The organism is Sorangium sp. So ce887, assembly GCF_051521455.1.
In the GTDB taxonomy this organism is placed as follows: domain Bacteria; phylum Myxococcota_A; class Polyangia; order Polyangiales; family Polyangiaceae; genus Sorangium.
Genome location: NZ_CP150354.1, coordinates 12,593,585 through 12,610,528 on the forward strand (window position 1 = coordinate 12,593,585; position 16,944 = coordinate 12,610,528).

The window sequence follows — 16,944 nt, forward strand, 5'->3', positions numbered from 1 at the left end:
GCCGCCATGGCCACCCTCTCGCTCCGCGGCCTGACCCGCCGCTTCCCCAACGCCGAGCGGCCCGCCCTCGCCGGTCTGGATCTCGAGGTCGAGGACGGCGAGCTGCTCGTCCTCGTCGGCCCCTCCGGCTGCGGCAAATCCACGGCGCTCCGGCTGATCGCGGGCCTCGACAGCCCCGACGGCGGCGCGGTCTCGATCGGCGGGCGCGACGTCAGCCGCGTCGCGCCGGAGGACCGCGACGTGGCCATGGTCTTCCAGGGCTATGCCCTGTACCCGCACATGATCGCGCGCGACATCCTGGGCTTCCCGCTCAGGATGCGCGGGGTCGCGCGCGCGGAGCGGGCGCGCCGCGTCGAGGAGGCGGCGGCGCTGCTCGGCATCGGCCACCTGCTCGACCGGCGCCCCGGCGAGCTCTCGGGCGGCGAGCGCCAGCGCGTGGCCATGGGCCGCGCGATCGTGCGCGCCCCCGCGGCGTTCCTCTTCGACGAGCCGCTCTCGAACCTCGACGCCGCGCTGCGCGCCGAGCTCCGGGTCGAGCTCGCGGCGCTCGTGCGCCGCCTCGGCACGACGTCGGTCTACGTGACCCACGACCAGATCGAGGCGATGACCCTGGGCGACCGCATCGCCGTGCTGCGCGCCGGCGAGCTCCAGCAGGTCGGCCCGCCGCGCGCCATCTACGAGGCGCCGGCGAACACCTTCGTGGCCGGGTTCCTGGGCACGCCGGCGATCAACCTGATCCCGCTCGAGCGCGCCGGCGATCGGTACGAGGGCGCGGCGCTCTCGCTGCCCGCCCCGCCGGGGATGGCGCTCCCCGACCGGGCCATCGCGGGCGTGCGGCCCGAGCACCTGCGCGTCGCGCCGGGGCCGGGAGACGCGGGGGCGTGGGGTGACGCCGGGGCCGCGGCGCGGGGCGAGGTGGAGGTCGAGGCGCGCGTCGTGATCGCCGAGCCGCTCGGCGCCGAGACGTACCTGTACCTCGACGCCGGCGGGACGCGGCTGCGCGCGAGGGCGCACGGCTTCGCGACGCCCGCGCCCGGCGAGGCGGTGCGCGCGCGGCTCGATCCGCGCGCCGTGCTCTGGTTCGACGCGGGCTCCGGCGCGCGGATCGCCCCGCCGCGGGCCGCGTCATGAGCGGACGAGGCCGCGCCGTGCGCGGGGAGGCCGCCTCGTGAGCGGGCGCGCGCGCGGCGCGGCGCGGTCCGGGGCGAGGGCCGCCTGCTCGCGGCGCGACGCGCTCCGGGCGCTCGCCGCGTCGATCGCCGTGGCCGCGTCCGGCGCGACCGGCTGCGCGCGGCGCGCGCCGGACGGGCGCATCGAGGCCTCGCTGTGGTTCGCCTACGGCGGCAAGAACCGCGAGGTGCTCCTGTCGCTCATCGACCAGTTCCACCGCGAGCAGGGCCGCTACCGCATCGACGCGGTGTACCAGGGCGACTACTTCGAGGCGCTCGCCAAGCTGCGGACCGCGCTCGCGGCGCGCGCGGCGCCCGCGCTGACGCACGTCGTCGGCGAGGTGGTGCCTTACCTGGCCGAGGCGGGCGTGCTCGAGCCGCTCGATCGGTTCCTCGGCGCGCCCGACGCCGGGCACGCCGACCTCGACGTGGTCGAGGCGCTCGGCCAGGCGGGGACGTTCGTCGGCGGGGGCGAGCGCCCGCTCGTGTGCCTGCCGTTCAACCGGTCGACGCCGATCGCCTATTACAACCGCGATGTGTTCCGCGAGCTCGGGCTGTCGCCGCCGTCGACCTGGGACGAGCTCCGCGCGGCGGCGGCGCGGCTCGTCGTGCGCGACGGCGTCGGCACGCGCCGGTGGGGGTTCGAGTGCCCGATCGACTGGTGGTTCTGGGCGGCGCTCGTGGGTCAGGCGGGCGGCGAGCTCCTCGGCCCGGACGGCGCGCCGGCGTTCGGCGGCGAGGCGGGCGTGCGCGCGCTCCGGTTCTGGCAGACGCTCGTGCACGAGGACCGCACGATGAAGCCGCCGCCGGGGCGCGACTACAACGCGTGGCAGGTGACGAACACCGACTTCCTCTCGGGCCGGGTCGCGATGATCTGGACCTCGACCGCGTTCCTCCGGTACCTGGAGGAGAACGCGGGCCAGGCGGGCGCGGGGAAGTTCGAGGTCGGCGCGGCCCCGCTGCCGCGCGACGTGCGCTCCTCGGTGCCCACGGGCGGGACGATGTTCGTGATGCCGCGGGGCGCGGCGCCGGCGGCGCAGGAGGCGGCGTTCGCGTTCCTGCGCTGGATGATGCAGCCGTCGCAGGCGAACGCGTGGGCGACGCGGACGGGCTACATGCCCGTCTCGCGGCGCGGCCTCGAGGAGCTCACGCGGGGCGGCTACTACGCCGCGCACCCGAACGACCGCGTCGCCGTGGACCAGCTCGCGCACGCGGCGCCCTGGCCCTGGTCTCCGGACCTGTTCCGCGTCCAGCGCGAGGCGGTGCAGCCTCGGCTCGAAGAGGCGGTGCTCGCCCAGCGCGACGCCGCCGAGACCCTCTCCGAGGCCGTCCGCGTGGCGCGCGAGCGATGAAGCCCAGGCACCCCTTCTCGCCTTATCTGCTCCTCCTGCCGACCGCGGCCTTCCTGGCCGTGTTCTTCCTGGTCCCGCTCCTGCTCGCGGCCAGGAACAGCTTCTACGCGTGGGACCTGCTCACGCCGCCGCGTTACGTCGGGCTGCGGAACTACGAGGTCCTCGCCGGGAGCGGCGAGCTCATGGGCACGCTCCTCCGCACGCTCGGCTACAGCGCCGTCGTGGTGACGCTCTCCGGCTCGCTCGGGCTCGCGCTGGCGGTGGCGCTCGATCGGCCGGGGCCTGTCTATGCCTTCGTGCGGGGCGCGGTGTTCAGCGCCTATGTCGTGTCGTGGGTCGCGGTGGCGCTCCTCTGGATGTGGATCCTCGACGCCGACGGGGTCTTCTCGGCGGCGCTCCGCGGGCTCGGTCTCCCGACGATGAGCTGGCTCGGCGACCCCCGGTCGGCGCTGCTCGCGCTGGCCGCGGTGAGCGTCTGGAAGATCACCGGGTATGCGATGGTCATCTTCCTGGCGGGCCTCCAGGACATCCCCCGCGCGCTGCACGAGGCGGCGGCGCTCGACGGCGCCGGCCCGTGGCGGCGGTTCCGCCACGTGACGTGGCCGCTGCTCCGCCCGAGCGCCGCCTTCGTGGCGACGACGAGCCTCATCCTCTCCTTCCAGGCGTTCGACGTGATCCGCGTGATGACGCAGGGGGGACCGGTCAAGTCGACGACCCTCTTCGTTTACGCCATCTACGAGCATGTCTTCGTGAACCTGCGGGTCGGCCGGGCGAGCGCGATGATCGTGATCTTCTTCGGGTTTTTGCTCCTCCTGACGGTCCTGCAGCTCTGGGCGCTCCGCGCGGGCGCGCCGCGCGAGGGGAGGCGGCCGTCATGACGGTGTTGCGCAGCGGCGGCGCGGCCGCGGGGCGCTCCGGTGCGCGCCGGCTCATCTCGGACGTCGTGCTCCTCGTGGTGGCCGTCGTGTGGCTCGGGCCGTACGCGTGGATGACGATCACCTCGCTGAAGACGCTGCCCGAGATCACCCGTGCTCCGGCGTACCCGCTGCCGCAAGCGATCCAGCTCGGCGCGTACCGCGAGGTGCTCCAGGCGGTGCCGGTGATGCGGTATTTCGTCAACACCGTGCTCATGGCGACGGCCATCGCGCTCCTTCAGATCGCGCTGGCGCTCCCGGCCGGCTATGCCCTCGCGAAGCTCCGGTTCGTCGGGCGGAACGCCGCGTTCGTCCTGGTGCTCTCGTGCCTGCTCATCCCGGCGCAGGTGACGTTCGTCCCCGTGTTCACGATGCTCGGCGCGGCCGGCCTCGTGAACACGTTCGCGGCGCTGATTCTCCCCTTCGGGGTCAGCGCGCTCGGGACGTTCCTTGTGCGCCAGGCGCTGCTCTCGGTCCCTGACGAGATCATCGAGGCGGCCAGGATGGATGGGGCGGGCGAGCTCAGGATCATCTATCTGATCCTCGGCCCGATGCTGCGGCCGACGCTCTCGGCGCTGTTCCTGTTCAGCTTCGTCTTTCACTACAACGATTACTTCTGGCCGCTCGTCATGACGACCGACGATCAGGTGCGCACGCTGCCGCTCGCGATTGCCCTCCTGCGGGAGCAGGGGACGGGGGTCCGCTGGCACCTCGTGATGGCCGGCAACGTCCTCCTGAGCCTGCCGGTGCTCCTCGTGTTCGCGGCGGCGCAACGGCAGCTCCTGCGCGCGGTGACGGCGCGGGTCTGAGCGGGTCTGGAGCGGACAGGCGCCCGGGCACGGCCGGCGCCGGAGGCCGTCGAGCGGCCGATGATAGCGCGGTTTGCCCGGCCGGCGTGTGCATCGACGTGGCAGTGAGCGGCCGGGCGCGATCGCACCTTTCATTGGCGCCGGCGATCGCCTCGCAGCGCAGCGCGCCTCGGCGCCGGATCGAGGGGAATCGCTGCGCTGTTTGTTCCCGTCCGGACGCCCTCGTTTCTGGCCCGGTCGTCGCACCGGCTCGCGGCGGCAAGCGCAGCGCCGGCCGGGCGCCGCGGAAGGAGATCCACGATGACGACGACCGAACCAATGATGAAAAAGGAAGAGGGCAGGGTCACGACGAAGATCGAGGAGAGGACCGGCAGGGTTCCGTCGGGCGCTTACCTCGGGCTGGCGATCGGCTCAATGCTCGTCTCCGCCGGCTTCATGCTGGCCGGCAAGAAGCAGATCGCGAACTTCGTCGGCCAGTGGGTGCCATCCCTGCTCGTGATCGGCCTGTACAACAAGCTGGTCAAGATCGAGCACGAGATGGGATTCGGCACCTACCGCTGACAGCGACCTCCGCAAGATCCGGAAGAAGACCGCCGAGACCGCCGGCGGCGCCGCCGCCGGGGGTGGCACGGGGAACGGCACCGCCGGCGACGGCGGCGCCGCGGCATGCCGCCGGACGAGGAGGATCCGCTCGAAGGCGACGACACGCCGATCTGAACCGAGAGCGCCCTCCGCCGGGAGCGCGCGCCGCTGCTCCCGGCACCGCCGGGTCGCACTCGGATCGCCCGCCGCCCGCGACGCAGCGCGCGCCCTCGTTCACACCACCCCCGAGAACACCCCTCCCGCTCCGGCCTCCGGCCTCCCGCTCCGGCCTCCGGCCTCCCGCTCCGGCCTCCGCGCAGCGCGCGCCGCCCGGTGCTTTCCGCCGTCGAAATCTCGACATATCCCTGGAATCCTTCTTGCTGAGCTCGCGCGCGCGACGAACGGAGGAACCCATGCGTCAGCCACGATCTCGTTCTCTTGTCCTGGTAGGGCTCGTGTCCACGAGCGCTTTCTCGTCATTCCTCGGGGCCTGCGGGTCGGAGGGCCCCGAACCGATGCCCAACTTCGGTATCGAGGGCTCTGATCCGCGGATCACGGTGACGGAGGTCCCGCCGCCGGCCATCAGCGGCGGGACGCTGCTCATCGCCCGCGACAGCCGCACGGCGGTGGCGGCGGACGCCGACCGCGACCGCGTCTGGATCGTCGATCTCGACGGCGGCGACGTGGCGGCGGTCGCGCTGGAGCGCGGCGACGAGCCGGGGCGGCTCGTCGAGGACGCGAGCGGCCGGGTCCACGTGGCGCTCCGGCGCGCCGGGGCCGTGGCGACCCTCGATATCGAGGCGCGGTCGGTCGTCGCGCGCAGGGAGGTCTGCCGCGCGCCCCGCGGGGTCGCCTTCGACGCCTCCCTCGACGCCGTCCACGTCGCCTGCGCCGGCGGTGAGCTCGTGACGCTCCCGGCCTCCGGCGGCCCCGCCGTCCGGAAGCTCCGCCCCGCCGCCGACCTGCGCGACGTCGTGGTCGACGGCGACCGGCTCCTCGTCAGCCGCTTCAAGTCCGCAGAGACGCTGGTCGTGGGCCCGGACGGCGAGGTGCTCTCGCGCCGCGCGCTCCCCGCCTTCCGCTCGACCGGGATCCGCTCCTCCGACTACGCGCCTTCCGTGGCCTGGCGCATGACGCCGCGCGCGGGCGGCGGCGCGATGATGGTGCACCAGCGCGCGATGTCGTCACAGGTCACCCTCGCGCCGGGCGGTTATTACCAGGCGGCCGACTGCGATGGGAACATCGTGCACGGCACGATCAGCAGCATCGACCCGGCGGACGCTCCCGACTCACCGACCACCGCGCCGCCCGCGGCCGCGATCCCGGGCGTCTCGCTGCCGGTCGATATCGCGGTCGCGCCCGACGGCGCGCGCCTCGCCATCGTGGGGGCCGGCAACAACGTTGTCGTGACCACGACGGTCGGCGACATGACGAACAGCTCCGCGACAGCCAACTGCAATCCCGAGGTCACCTCGCAGCCGCTGAGCGGGCAGCCGGTCGCCGTGGCGTTCGACGGCCGGGGCGCCGTCGTCGTGCAGCTGCGCGAGCCGGCCGCCCTGGAGGTGCTCGGCGGGCGCACCATCGCGCTGCCGGGCGAGAGCGTGAGAGACACCGGCCACGAGATGTTCCATCGCCCGCCGAACGGCTTCAGCGCCGTCGCGTGCGCGTCGTGCCACCCCGAGGGACACGAGGACGGGCAGACGTGGAACTTCGATCCCGTGGGCCTGCGGCGGACGCAGGCCATGGGCGGCGGCATCCTGAAGACGGCGCCCCTCCACTGGAGCGGCGATATGCAGGACCTCGCGGGCCTGATGGGCGAGGTGTTCGTCTCCCGCATGGGCGGCCCGAAGCCCGGCGCCCGGCGGCTCGACCTGATGGCCCGTTACATCGACAACCTGCCCGCCTTCCCGGCGTCGCCGCCCGAGGACGAGGCCGCCGTGTCACGCGGCGCGGCGCTCTTCCATGACAAGAAGGTGGCCTGCGCCGACTGCCACAGCGGCCCGATGCTCACCAACAACCGGAACGAGGATGTCGGGACCGGCGAGCTCCTCCAGGTGCCCTCGCTCATCGGCATCTCCGGGCGCGCCCCGTTCATGCACGACGGCTGCGCCGCGACGCTCCGCGATCGCTTCGATCCCGCGTGCGGAGGCGATGATCACGGCGACGTCTCCGGTCTGACCTCGGCGCAGGTCGACGATCTCGTCGCCTATCTCGAGTCCCTCTGAGCGCTCGCCCCGCCGCGCTCCCCGCGCGACACGATTGAGGCGTTCCTCATCACCCGGGGCCGATTGCCACGATCGCGCCCCGTGATCTTCCGACCAGCGCGACGCCAGCGCCGCAACCGACGGGAAATCCGGACGCGCGTCAGGGGACGTCGCGGCTCCCCCGGACGGCACAGCGGTTGCTCCGCCCTCGGGGCAGACACCGCGGTTCGATGGATCCGAGCCACAGGCACGGTCTTGTCTTCTGCTCACGACAGGGTGAGCCGGGGCTTCCAGCGGAGAAGCGGAACCGCGCGGAGGCGCGAGCTCGCAAGGAGGAGACCATGCCGAGAGGCGACAAATCCAGCTACACAGGCAAGCAGAAGCGACAGGCCGAGCACATCGAGGAGGGGTACGAGAAGCGCGGCGTGCCGGAAGAGGAGGCCGAGCGGCGGGCCTGGGCGACCGTCAACAAGATGACCGGCGGAGGGAAGAAGTCGGGCTCGGGGGTGGGCAAACCGGTGAACAAGGAGCCGGCGAAGAAGGGGGGCCGCAAAGGAGGCGCCGCGTCCAAGGCGCGGCCGGCCTCCGCGAGGAGCGCGGCGGCGAAGAAGGCGGCCGCGACCCGCAAGCGGAACGCCGCGGCGAGCGCCGGGCGGGGGACGGCCGCGAAGAAGGCGCCGAGGAGCGCGAGCGCGACGAGCGCGACGAGCGCGACGAGCGCGACGAGCGCGACGAAGAAGAGCGCCGCGACGAGCGCGCGCGCGGGCAGCGCATCGCGCAAGACGACGAGCCGCCGCGCCCGCGCGACGCAGGGCACGGCGCGCCGCAGCGGGGCAGGGGCCTCGCGCAAGACGACCTCGCGGCGGACCGGGACAGGCGCGCGGCGCGCCGCGAGCGGGTCCTGACCTCGGCGTGAGGAGGGGAGAGGGGACGAACATGCAGGAACTTCAGAGCAACGAGGCATCGGACGGCGAGGGCCGCGTGGAGGGCGACGAGTCCGGACCGCAGGAGGAGAGCCCGAGGGGGCGCACCTTCCTCGCAAACCTCGTCCGCGAGCTGTTCCAGACGGAGCGCTCGGCGAAGGCGCATCCGCTTGTCGAGGCGGAGCGTCTCGGCGATGTGCCGCCGGCGCACGCTCTCCGGGCGATCTCGGCCCACGCGGACGCCGTGCTGTCGGAGCTCCCCTCGCTCTTCGGCGAGCGCGGGCTGCCCGTCAGCGTGGGCGGGAGCGCGGTGGGCCAGGCCTTCTCGGTGCTGCGCGATCACATCGCCGATCAGCTGCTGAGCGCCGAGAGGTCCTACCGCGGCACGCTCCTCGGGATGCGCCACGGCGTCGACCTTGTCGAGCTGATCCAGTACGTCGCCGCGGCGGAGGGCGACACGCTCCTCGCGGCGTGGTGCGGGCGGTGGCTATCGACGCGCCGGCCCCTCGTCGAGGCGGCCGCGAGCGAGCTCGCGTGGTTCGCGGCGCGCCCGGCGCGCGCCACCCGGGCGGCGAAGGACTGCGCCGTCGCCCATCTGCTCCAGGGCCTCGTCCACGGCGCCGAGCTCGCGGCGCAGCAGCTCCGCCGCCTCGCCGCGCTCGCGAGGTGATCCCTGCCGGCCGCGCGAGCGCTACGTTCGGGCGCGGACAGCCTGTGCCCACGAGGTCCATCGAGAACATGCATTCGCAACAGACAAGGCGCGAGCCCGCCGAGCCGGTCTCGCCTTCGCTGGAGCCCGCGGCGGCAGAGCCCGCGCCGGTCCGGCGCACCGGGGCGGAGGACGCGCCGCTCGACCAGGAGCGCGACGCGCTGCGCGGGTCTCCTGCGGACTGCGCGCTGATCGACGCCTTCTTCCAGGCGACGACCGCCGGGCTCGGAGTGATCGACCGCGACCTCCGCGTCGTGCGGCTCAACCAGGCGCTGGCCGACATCAACGGGATCCCCCTCGAGGCGCACCTCGGCAGGACCCTGCCCGAGCTGCTCCCGGAGATGGGGGACGCGATCGTCGCCCCGCTCCGGCGCGCCCTGGAGACGGGGGAGGCGTTCACCGCCGAGGTGACGGGGAAGACGCGGGCGTCGGATCAGCCGCGCTCCTGGCTGGTCAATTACGCCCCTGTGCGAGCGAGGGACGGGCATGTCATCGGCGTCGGGACCGTCGTCCTCGACATCACCGAGCGCAAGCAGACCGAGGACCGGCTCCAGGAAGAGGGGGAGACGCTCGAGCTGCTCAATCGGGCGGGCAAGCAGCTCGCCGCCGAGCTGGATCTGGAGAAGCTCGTGCAGGCGGTGACCGACGCGGCCACGCGGCTGAGCGGCGCCCAGTTCGGCGCGTTCTTCTACAATGTCACGAGCGCCGAGGGGAAGAGCTACACGCTCTACACGATCTCCGGCGTGCCCCGGGAGCACTTCTCCGGGTTCCCGATGCCGCGGAACACGGACGTGTTCGCGCCGACCTTCAACGGAGAGGGCGTCGTGCGCCTCGACGATGTCACGCAGGATCCGCGCTACGGGAACAACCCCCCTTACAACGGCATGCCGAGAGGCCACTTGCCGGTCGTCAGCTACCTGGCCGTGCCGGTGGTCTCCCGTTCCGGGAGCGTCATCGGGGGGCTGTTCTTCGGGCACTCGGCGCGGGGCGTCTTCACCGAGCGGGCGGAGAGGCTGGTGGTCGGCCTCGCGGCTCAGGCCGGCATCGCGATGGACAACGCGCACCTGTTCCGGCGGGCGCAGGAGCTCATCCAGGCGCTGGAGCGGAGCAACAAGGAGCTCGACCGCTTCGCCTACGTGGCGAGCCACGATCTGAAGGCGCCGCTCCGCGCCATCGCGAACCTCTCGCAGTGGATCGAGGACGATCTCGTGGACAAGGCGTCGCCGGAGACGCGCCAGCACATGGAGCTGCTGCGCTCGCGCGTGGTCCGGTTCGAGGCGCTCATCGACGGGATCCTGCGCTACTCGCGCGCCGGACGCGTGCGCGACAGGCCCGAGAGCGTGGATGTCCGGAAGCTCCTCGACGACGTCCTCGCGCTGCTCACGGTCCCCGAGGGCGCCTCGATCGAGATCGCGGCGGGCATGCCGGCGCTCCTCGCGGAGCGGGTTCCCCTCGAGCAGGTCTTCCTGAACCTGATCGGCAACGCGCTGAAGTATGCCGATCGCCCCGACGCGCGCGTCGAGGTGCGGGGGCGGGATCTGGGCGAGCTATGGGAGTTCTCGGTGAAGGACAACGGGCCGGGGATCGCCCCGCAGTACCACCAGAAGGTCTGGGAGATCTTCCAGACCCTGAATCCGCGCGACAACATCGAGGGGACGGGGATCGGGCTCTCGATCGTCCAGAAGATCGTGCTCAGCAAGGGCGGCCGAGCGTGGGTCGAATCGGAGAAGGGCGCCGGAGCCACGTTCTTCTTCACCTGGCCGCGGAGCGAGCCGGACACCGGGAGCGGCGTACGCTGAGGAGGCCCGGCCGCAGCGCCGTGCGACCCAGCGGTGACCCGCGGCAGCCAGCGGCAGCCAGCGGCAGCCAGTGTGGCGATCTGCCACGCTCCGCGCCGCGTGAGGCGGCCTGGAGCGGCGCAGCCGGCCGGCGGCCGCATTCGCCGGCGCGATGAGCGGGGCGATGGGCGGGCAGGTCGGGCGCGCGGATTGCTTCGCAGCGGTGAACGTTGCGCGCGATCCGCTTCATCGAGGATCGGTGAGCGCGAGCGCTGGCCCTTTTGCTGGAAATGCGGTGGTGATGCCTCGATCCGTGGCTGTCCTGTTGAACTGTTCTTCCCGGTCGAACCGCGCGGCGGAGCAGCGCGTGCGGCTCGGGGAGCTCCTGAAAGAGAGCGGCTTTGACGCCGAGATGCTGTGCGCCGAGAAGGGCCAGCACATGGGGGAGCTCGCCCGCCGCGCGGCGCGGGGGCCTCATGACCTCGTCGTGGCGGGCGGCGGCGATGGCACGATGAACACGGTCGCCGCCGCGATCGCCGACACCGACAAGACGATGGGGGTCTTGCCGCTCGGGACGGTGAACCATTTCGCCAAGTACCTCGGCGTTCCGCTGACCCTCGAGGGCGCCGTGCGCACGCTGGCCGAGGGGCGGCGCGTCCGGGTCGACCTGGGCGAGGTCAACGGCCGTGTCTTCGTGAACAACTCGACGCTGGGCATCTATCCGAGCATCGTGCGCGACCGCGAGGCGCTCCGGAAACGGAGCGGGCTGAACAAGTGGCTCGCCCTGGCGCTGGCGACCGTCTCGGGGATCCGGCGGCACGAGGGCGTCCGTCTCCGGCTCCTCCTGGACGGGCAGGAGCTCCAGCTGGACACGCCGTTCGTGTTCGTGGCCAACAACGACTTCAAGCTCGGCGATGTCGATCTCGCCCGCCAGCGCCCGCCGAGCTCGGGCGAGCTCGGCGTGTGCGTCGCGCACGCGGACAGCCGCCTCTCCAGGGTCAAGCTCATCGCCAGCGCCCTCGCCGGGCGCATCCAGAAGGCGAGCGATTTCAGCGTCTTGCGCACGACGGAGCTCCGGGTGGAGGCGCCGCATCGGCGCCGCCTCCACGTGGCCGCGGACGGCGAGGTCCTCAAGATGACGCCGCCGCTGTGCTATCGCACGCGGCCTGAAGCGCTCAGTGTGATCGTGCCCCTGTCGTCCGACGTCAGCGCGGGCTCACGACGGCAGGGGGGATCATCGGATCATGTCGCCGCGCTGGGGGGATGATTCATCATGCGCACGCTCGTGCACCTGTCGGATCTGCACTTCGGCCGAGTCAACAAGGACATCCTCCGCCCGCTGATCCAGAGGATAGGGGGGCTCGAGCCGCACGTGGTCGTGATCTCGGGCGACCTGACCCAGCGGGCGCGCAGCGCCGAGTTCGCCGAGGCGCGCGCCTTCCTCGACGCGCTGCCCTCGCCGCAGATCGTGGTGCCTGGCAACCATGATGTCCCGCTCTACAACCTGTTCGACAGGTTCTTTCGCCCGCTGGACAGGTACCGGAGCCACATCACGGACGACCTCTCGCCGTTCCATCTCGACGCCGAGATCGCCGTCCTGGGCATCAACACCGCGCGCTCGCTGACCATCAAGGACGGGCGCATCAACGAACACCAGATCCAGGGGATCAAGGCGAGGATGTGCGATCTCGGCCCCGAGATCACGAAGATCGTGGTCACGCATCATCCGTTCGATCTGCCCGAGAGCTCGCCGCATGCGATCGTCGGGCGCGCGCGGCAGGCGATGGCGGCGATCGCGGGCTGCGGCGTCGACGTCATCCTGTCCGGTCATCTGCACCTGAGCCACACGGGGCACTCGGCGGAGCGCTTCGAGGCCGGCGGCCACTCGTCGCTCATCATCCAGGCCGGCACGGCGACCTCGACGCGCGGGCGCGGGGAGCAGAACGCGTTCAACGTGATCCGCATCGACGGGCGGAAGATCGCTATCGAGCGGAACTTCTGGCAGCCGGACAGCAGCGTCTTCGGGATCGCGAGCGCAGAGCATTTCGAGGAGACGCCGCGCGGCTGGGTGCGGGCGGCGTAGGCTTGGCGCGAGCGGCTCCTGCCGTGGAGCGGGCGGGATGCGCTTGCGACGTGAAATGGGCGATCTCTGAAGAATGCGCGCCGTCTCGTTCTTTGCGAGAGGGGTGAAGATGAGTTTTCCAAGCTGCCGGTTGTGCTGGGCGCAGATTGCAGTGCGAGCGTGGTAGCGCTGCCGAGCATTGACAGCGCACCGACCGCCAGCAAGATTCCTCTCGGACGGATGAACAGCGGGAACCGTCCAGAACGCGTGATGGCATCGCGTGCGCGTCGGTCGAGCGCAGGTGATCTGGGGGGAAGTCAAATCATGAAAAAGCTGGCGGTGGCCTGGCTGGTGATTTTCGTGCTCTTGCCGCCGGCCTGTGCGCAACCGACCGAGAGGGTCTCTCGCGAGGAGCGCGGGGAGGAGCGAGCCGCGATCATCGGCACTGGCGCCCGTGCCGACAATACGCACACGTCGGTCGTCGTGATGCGCGGGAAACGCGGCCAGGCGTGTAGCGGCACCATCGTTCACCGGAGCACTGAAGGTGGCAAGGTCCACGTGCTCACCGCAGCGCACTGCTGCAGGGACTCGTCTCCTCCCGAGCAAGTCCGGATTGGCTTCGATTACGACGATCCGTCGGTCATTCTCCCTGTCGACTCGTTCGAGCGTCATCCATGTTACGATGATCGCGCCGGAACGCTCTATGGCTATGATGTCTGTGTCGTGACGGCCAGAGGCTCTGGCGCGCTCAATGTCAGCCCGATTCCGCTCGCATCGGCGTCGGACGAGCTCACGGTCGGCAGCGCCGTCACTCTCGTAGGTTACGGCATCACCCCCGCGACGAACACGCTCCGCCGGAAGGTCGAAGCGCGGGTCAGCGAGATCGCGCCGCTCACGTTTCTCACCGATCAGGCGAACGATCGAGGCGGCCTGTGCTACGGCGACAGCGGCGGTCCAGCGCTGATCCCGCAAGGCGGCGTTGAGGTCGTCGCAGGTGTCATCACGTTGGTCGCCGGTGGCGAGCTCTGCAACGTCGCGGGCGGGTTCGCACGCGTCACCTTTCCTGGCATCCGCGACGAGTTCCTGGACAAGGTGCTTGCCGGCGAGAAATCGAGGCTAGAGGCCCGCTGGATCCAACGCAGTAGCGCCACCCCCGGCCCGGTCCGCGATACGTACATCGCGAGCGACCAGCCCGAGCAGAGCTTCGGCGAGCGCGCTGACCTGCTCGTTGGGACGCCGCCCAATACCGACGCGATTCGCAGCGCTCTGGTCCGCTTCGAGCTCGCCGCGGTCCCCCGAGGGGCCACGCTGCTCACGGTCCGCGTCGGGCTCAAGGTGGCGAGCACGAGCGGGCCGGGAACGATCAGCGTGCACCGCGTGGTGCGGGATTGGGAAGAGAGCGAGTCCTGGGCGTCCTTCGGACCGGACGGGTTCGACCCCACCCCGGTCGCGACCGCCGGCAACGAGACGGCCCGCGTGGAGGCTGAGGGGGGCCTCTCGTTCGATGTGACCGGGCTCGTGGCGAGCTGGCTCGGCGGCGAAACGGACGATCACGGGATCCTGCTCCGCGCGGACGACGGTGCGCAGACCCAGCTCCTCGCCAGCGATGCAGCCTTCTTATCTCACCGGAGCCGTCCGTGGATGCACCTCTGCTATCTGCCGGGGCCGCCCTGAGCGCTGTGCTGTGGCGGCCCCGAGGTCGTCACCCGATCAGGCGAGCTTCCCGAGCTCCCGGAACCGCCCGCGCAGGTCGTTGTAGAGCCCCCGGTACACCGCGTGGATCTCCCGGTACCGCGCCGCGCGCGCCGGATCCGGCGCGACGCGCGAGACGACATGGACGAACGCGTCCGCCGCCTCCTCGACCGACGAGAACAGCCCCGCGCCCGCCGCGCCGAGGAGCGCCGCGCCGTAGGCCGGCCCCTCGGTCGACGTGGTGATCGCCACCGGCGCCTCGAAGACGTCGGCCATCAGCTGGCGCCAGAACGCGCTGCGCGCCCCGCCGCCGGTCAGCCGGATCTCGTCGATCGTGACCGCCGCCGCGCCGTTCGTCTGCCCCACGCCGCGCATCAGATCCAGCGAGTCCGCGAGCCCGAACGTGATGCCCTCCAGCACCGCGCGCGAGACGTCGGCCTTCGTCGTCCGGGCGCTCAGCCCCACGAACGCGCCGCGCGCCGCCGCGTCGTTGTGCGGCGTGCGCTCGCCCATCAGGTACGGCAGGAAGACGACGCCGCCCGCGCCGGGGCGCGCCGTCGACGCCGTGTCGGCGATGATCTCGTACGGATCGACCTTGCGGATCTCGGCCGCCAGGCGCTCGCCGTCGCCGAGGACGTCGCGGTACCAGCGGAGCGCGCCGCCGGCGGCGAGCATCACCCCCATCAGGTAAAACCGGCCCGGGACCGCGTGGCAGAAGCTGTGGAGCCGCATCTCGGGCTCCACGATCCAGGAGTCGGTGTGCGCGAGGATCACGCCGCTCGTGCCGACCGACGCCATCGCCCGGCCGCTGCGCACGATGCCGAGCCCCACCGCGCCCGCCGCGTTGTCCGCGGCGCCTCGCACGACGAGCGTGCCCGCCGGCAGCCCCGTCGCGGTCGCGACCTCGGACGTGAGCTGGCCGAGCGGCGCGTTCGAGGGCGCAGACCGCGGGAACACCGCGCGCGGGACCCCGACCGCCCCGAGGAGCTCGGCGCTGAAGGAGCGATCCCCCGGCGAGAACGCCAGCGTGCCGCTCGCGTCGCTGTCGTCCGTCCCGAGCTCGCCCGTCAGCCGCAAGCCCACGAAATCCTTCGGCATCAGCACCGCGCGCACGCGGGCGAACGCCTCGGGCTCGTGCTCCCGCAGCCAGAGCAGCTTCGGCAGCGTGAACCCCTCGAGCGCGCGGTTGCCGACGAGGCGCGCGAGCCCCGCGTCGCCGACCTTCGGGTTCGCGCGGATCGCCTCGCACTCGGCCGTGGTGCGCGTGTCGCACCACAGGATCGCCGGCCGGATGACGGCCTGCTGCTCGTCCAGCAAGACCGCCGAGTGCATCTGCCCCGTCAGCCCGATCGCGCGCACCTCGTCCCGGCGCGGGCCGAGGGCGCGGGCGAGCTCGCCGAGGGCGCTCAGCGCCGCCGCGGCGAAGTCCTCGGGATCCTGCTCGGCCCACCCGGCGTGCGGCGTGGAGAGCGGGTATTCGCGGTGCGCCGACGCGACCGCCGCGCCGCGCTCCGTTTCGACTGCGATGGCCTTGAGGCCGCTGGTCCCGACGTCGATTCCGATCACGATGGCCATGAAGAGCGTCCTTTTTCGTAAAGTGAAAGTGAGCGGCTAGAACACGATCTGGAGCTTCATGGGCGCGGTGCCCTTCTTCATCATCTCCAGCCCGCGCTGGAGCTCCTCGACGGGCATCGCCTCGGAGAGGAGCCTCTTCACGTCGACGGCCCCGCGCTCCATCAGCTTGAATGCCCGGTCGTACGTCCTCCTGATCGCGAAGCTGCCGATGATCTCGAGATCGCGCCGGTACACCTCGAACGGCGAGATCTCGACCTTGTCGTGCGGCCCACACACGCCGAACACGAGGTACCGGCCGCCATTCTTGACGTACTGGAGCGAGTCGCCGAGGACCCGCGCGATGCCGGTCGCGTCGATCACGACGTCGAAGCCGTAGGGCGCGATCTTCTTGAGCTTCGCCGCGAGCGCGTTGTCGGCGAGGACCACCTCGGTCGCGCCGTGCTGGCGCGCCAGATCGAGCTTCGACTCGACGACGTCGACCACGGTGACCGCCGCCGCGCCGTTCGCGCGGCTCGCCTGGAGGTGGAGCTGGCCGATCGGGCCGGCGCCGAGGACCAGGACCTCCGAGCCGATCTCGATGCGCGCGCGATCCTGGCCGAAGACGACGCACGCGAGCGGCTCGCAGAACGCCGCCTCGGCGAACGAGACGCGCTCGAAGCGATAACAGTTCTTCGCGGGCACCCGGACGAGCTCGGCGAAGCCGCCGTCGCGGGTCACGCCCACGGCGTTCCACTTCAGGCAGTGGTTCTGCCGGTTGATCATGCAGAAATGGCACTCCTCGCAGGTCACCGTCGGGTCGACCATCACCCGATCGCCGGGCCGGAGGCCCTCGACCTCGTCGCCCACGGCGGCCACCTCGCCGGCGAGCTCGTGCCCCGGGATCAGCGGGAACGTCGGGAAGAAATCGCCCTCCCAGATGTGCACGTCGGTCCCGCAGATGCCGCACGCCTTCGCCCGGACGAGGACGTCGCGCGGGCCGATCTGCGGCGGCGCGACGTCGTTGCGTACGGCGATCTTCTTCACGGCTTCGAGCACGGCTGCCTTCATGCGAGACCCTCCTCGGGCCGTCGCGGAGGCAGCGCGCGGCTGCTCGCTGCGAGGCCCTCTCGTGGCCGTCGCATAGGCGCGCCGCGGCCGCGCGTCGAGATCCGTCGAGCGCCACCCCGCGCGCCGTC

At 71.9% G+C, this 16,944-nt stretch carries 13 protein-coding genes and 1 pseudogene; 12 read left to right on the plus strand and 2 right to left on the minus strand.

Annotation, left to right across the window (positions count from 1 at the left end):
• The first annotated feature begins 6 nt into the window (after positions 1-6).
• From WMF36_RS47160 to WMF36_RS47215, 12 genes and pseudogenes are all read left to right on the plus strand, one after another.
• Positions 7-1,131 carry an ABC transporter ATP-binding protein gene (locus tag WMF36_RS47160; RefSeq protein ID WP_437577431.1) on the plus strand — a complete coding sequence of 375 codons (1,125 nt, stop codon included), beginning with the start codon at positions 7-9 and terminating at the stop codon, positions 1,129-1,131.
• 37 nt (positions 1,132-1,168) lie between these two features.
• Positions 1,169-2,521: an ABC transporter substrate-binding protein gene (locus WMF36_RS47165; protein WP_437577432.1), complete on the plus strand. Its 1,353-nt coding sequence runs from the start codon at positions 1,169-1,171 to the stop codon at positions 2,519-2,521.
• The gene (locus WMF36_RS47170) at positions 2,518-3,399 is read left to right on the plus strand and encodes a carbohydrate ABC transporter permease (protein ID WP_437577433.1); all 882 of its coding nucleotides are present in this window, start codon (positions 2,518-2,520) and stop codon (positions 3,397-3,399) included. Before WMF36_RS47165 ends, WMF36_RS47170 begins: the two co-directional genes overlap by 4 nt.
• Positions 3,396-4,244 (plus strand): carbohydrate ABC transporter permease, encoded by an 849-nt coding sequence (locus WMF36_RS47175; protein WP_437577434.1) that lies wholly within the window; start codon positions 3,396-3,398, stop codon positions 4,242-4,244. The genes WMF36_RS47170 and WMF36_RS47175 overlap by 4 nt, the downstream gene beginning before the upstream one ends.
• A gap of 300 nt (positions 4,245-4,544) precedes the next feature.
• Positions 4,545-4,805 (plus strand): hypothetical protein, encoded by a 261-nt coding sequence (locus WMF36_RS47180; protein ID WP_437577435.1) that lies wholly within the window; start codon positions 4,545-4,547, stop codon positions 4,803-4,805.
• Positions 4,806-5,341: 536 nt separating this feature from the next.
• The gene (locus WMF36_RS47185; protein WP_437577436.1) at positions 5,342-7,051 is read left to right on the plus strand and encodes a cytochrome-c peroxidase; all 1,710 of its coding nucleotides are present in this window, start codon (positions 5,342-5,344) and stop codon (positions 7,049-7,051) included.
• Positions 7,052-7,371: 320 nt separating this feature from the next.
• Positions 7,372-7,674 (plus strand): annotated as a pseudogene (locus tag WMF36_RS47190) (hypothetical protein); the annotation flags it as partial.
• A gap of 292 nt (positions 7,675-7,966) precedes the next feature.
• Positions 7,967-8,623, plus strand: coding sequence for a hypothetical protein (locus tag WMF36_RS47195; protein WP_437577437.1), 657 nt, complete (start codon positions 7,967-7,969; stop codon positions 8,621-8,623).
• 68 nt (positions 8,624-8,691) lie between these two features.
• A complete protein-coding gene (locus WMF36_RS47200; protein WP_437577438.1) occupies positions 8,692-10,461 on the plus strand; it encodes a sensor histidine kinase in 1,770 nt (589 codons plus the stop codon).
• A 292-nt stretch (positions 10,462-10,753) separates the two neighbouring features.
• Positions 10,754-11,707: a diacylglycerol/lipid kinase family protein gene (locus WMF36_RS47205; RefSeq protein ID WP_437577439.1), complete on the plus strand. Its 954-nt coding sequence runs from the start codon at positions 10,754-10,756 to the stop codon at positions 11,705-11,707.
• 6 nt (positions 11,708-11,713) lie between these two features.
• The gene (locus WMF36_RS47210; RefSeq protein WP_437577440.1) at positions 11,714-12,523 is read left to right on the plus strand and encodes a metallophosphoesterase family protein; all 810 of its coding nucleotides are present in this window, start codon (positions 11,714-11,716) and stop codon (positions 12,521-12,523) included.
• Positions 12,524-12,682: 159 nt separating this feature from the next.
• Positions 12,683-14,176 carry a DNRLRE domain-containing protein gene (locus tag WMF36_RS47215; RefSeq protein ID WP_437577441.1) on the plus strand — a complete coding sequence of 498 codons (1,494 nt, stop codon included), beginning with the start codon at positions 12,683-12,685 and terminating at the stop codon, positions 14,174-14,176.
• A gap of 36 nt (positions 14,177-14,212) precedes the next feature.
• On the opposite strand, the gene xylB is transcribed toward WMF36_RS47215, so the two are convergent.
• Together xylB and WMF36_RS47225 are read right to left on the minus strand one after the other, a co-directional pair.
• Complete coding sequence (xylB, locus tag WMF36_RS47220) at positions 14,213-15,769, minus strand: xylulokinase (protein ID WP_437577442.1); 1,557 nt, start codon at positions 15,767-15,769, stop codon at positions 14,213-14,215.
• A gap of 36 nt (positions 15,770-15,805) precedes the next feature.
• Positions 15,806-16,816, minus strand: coding sequence for a zinc-dependent alcohol dehydrogenase family protein (locus WMF36_RS47225; protein ID WP_437484993.1), 1,011 nt, complete (start codon positions 16,814-16,816; stop codon positions 15,806-15,808).
• Between the last annotated feature and the right edge of the window lie 128 nt (positions 16,817-16,944).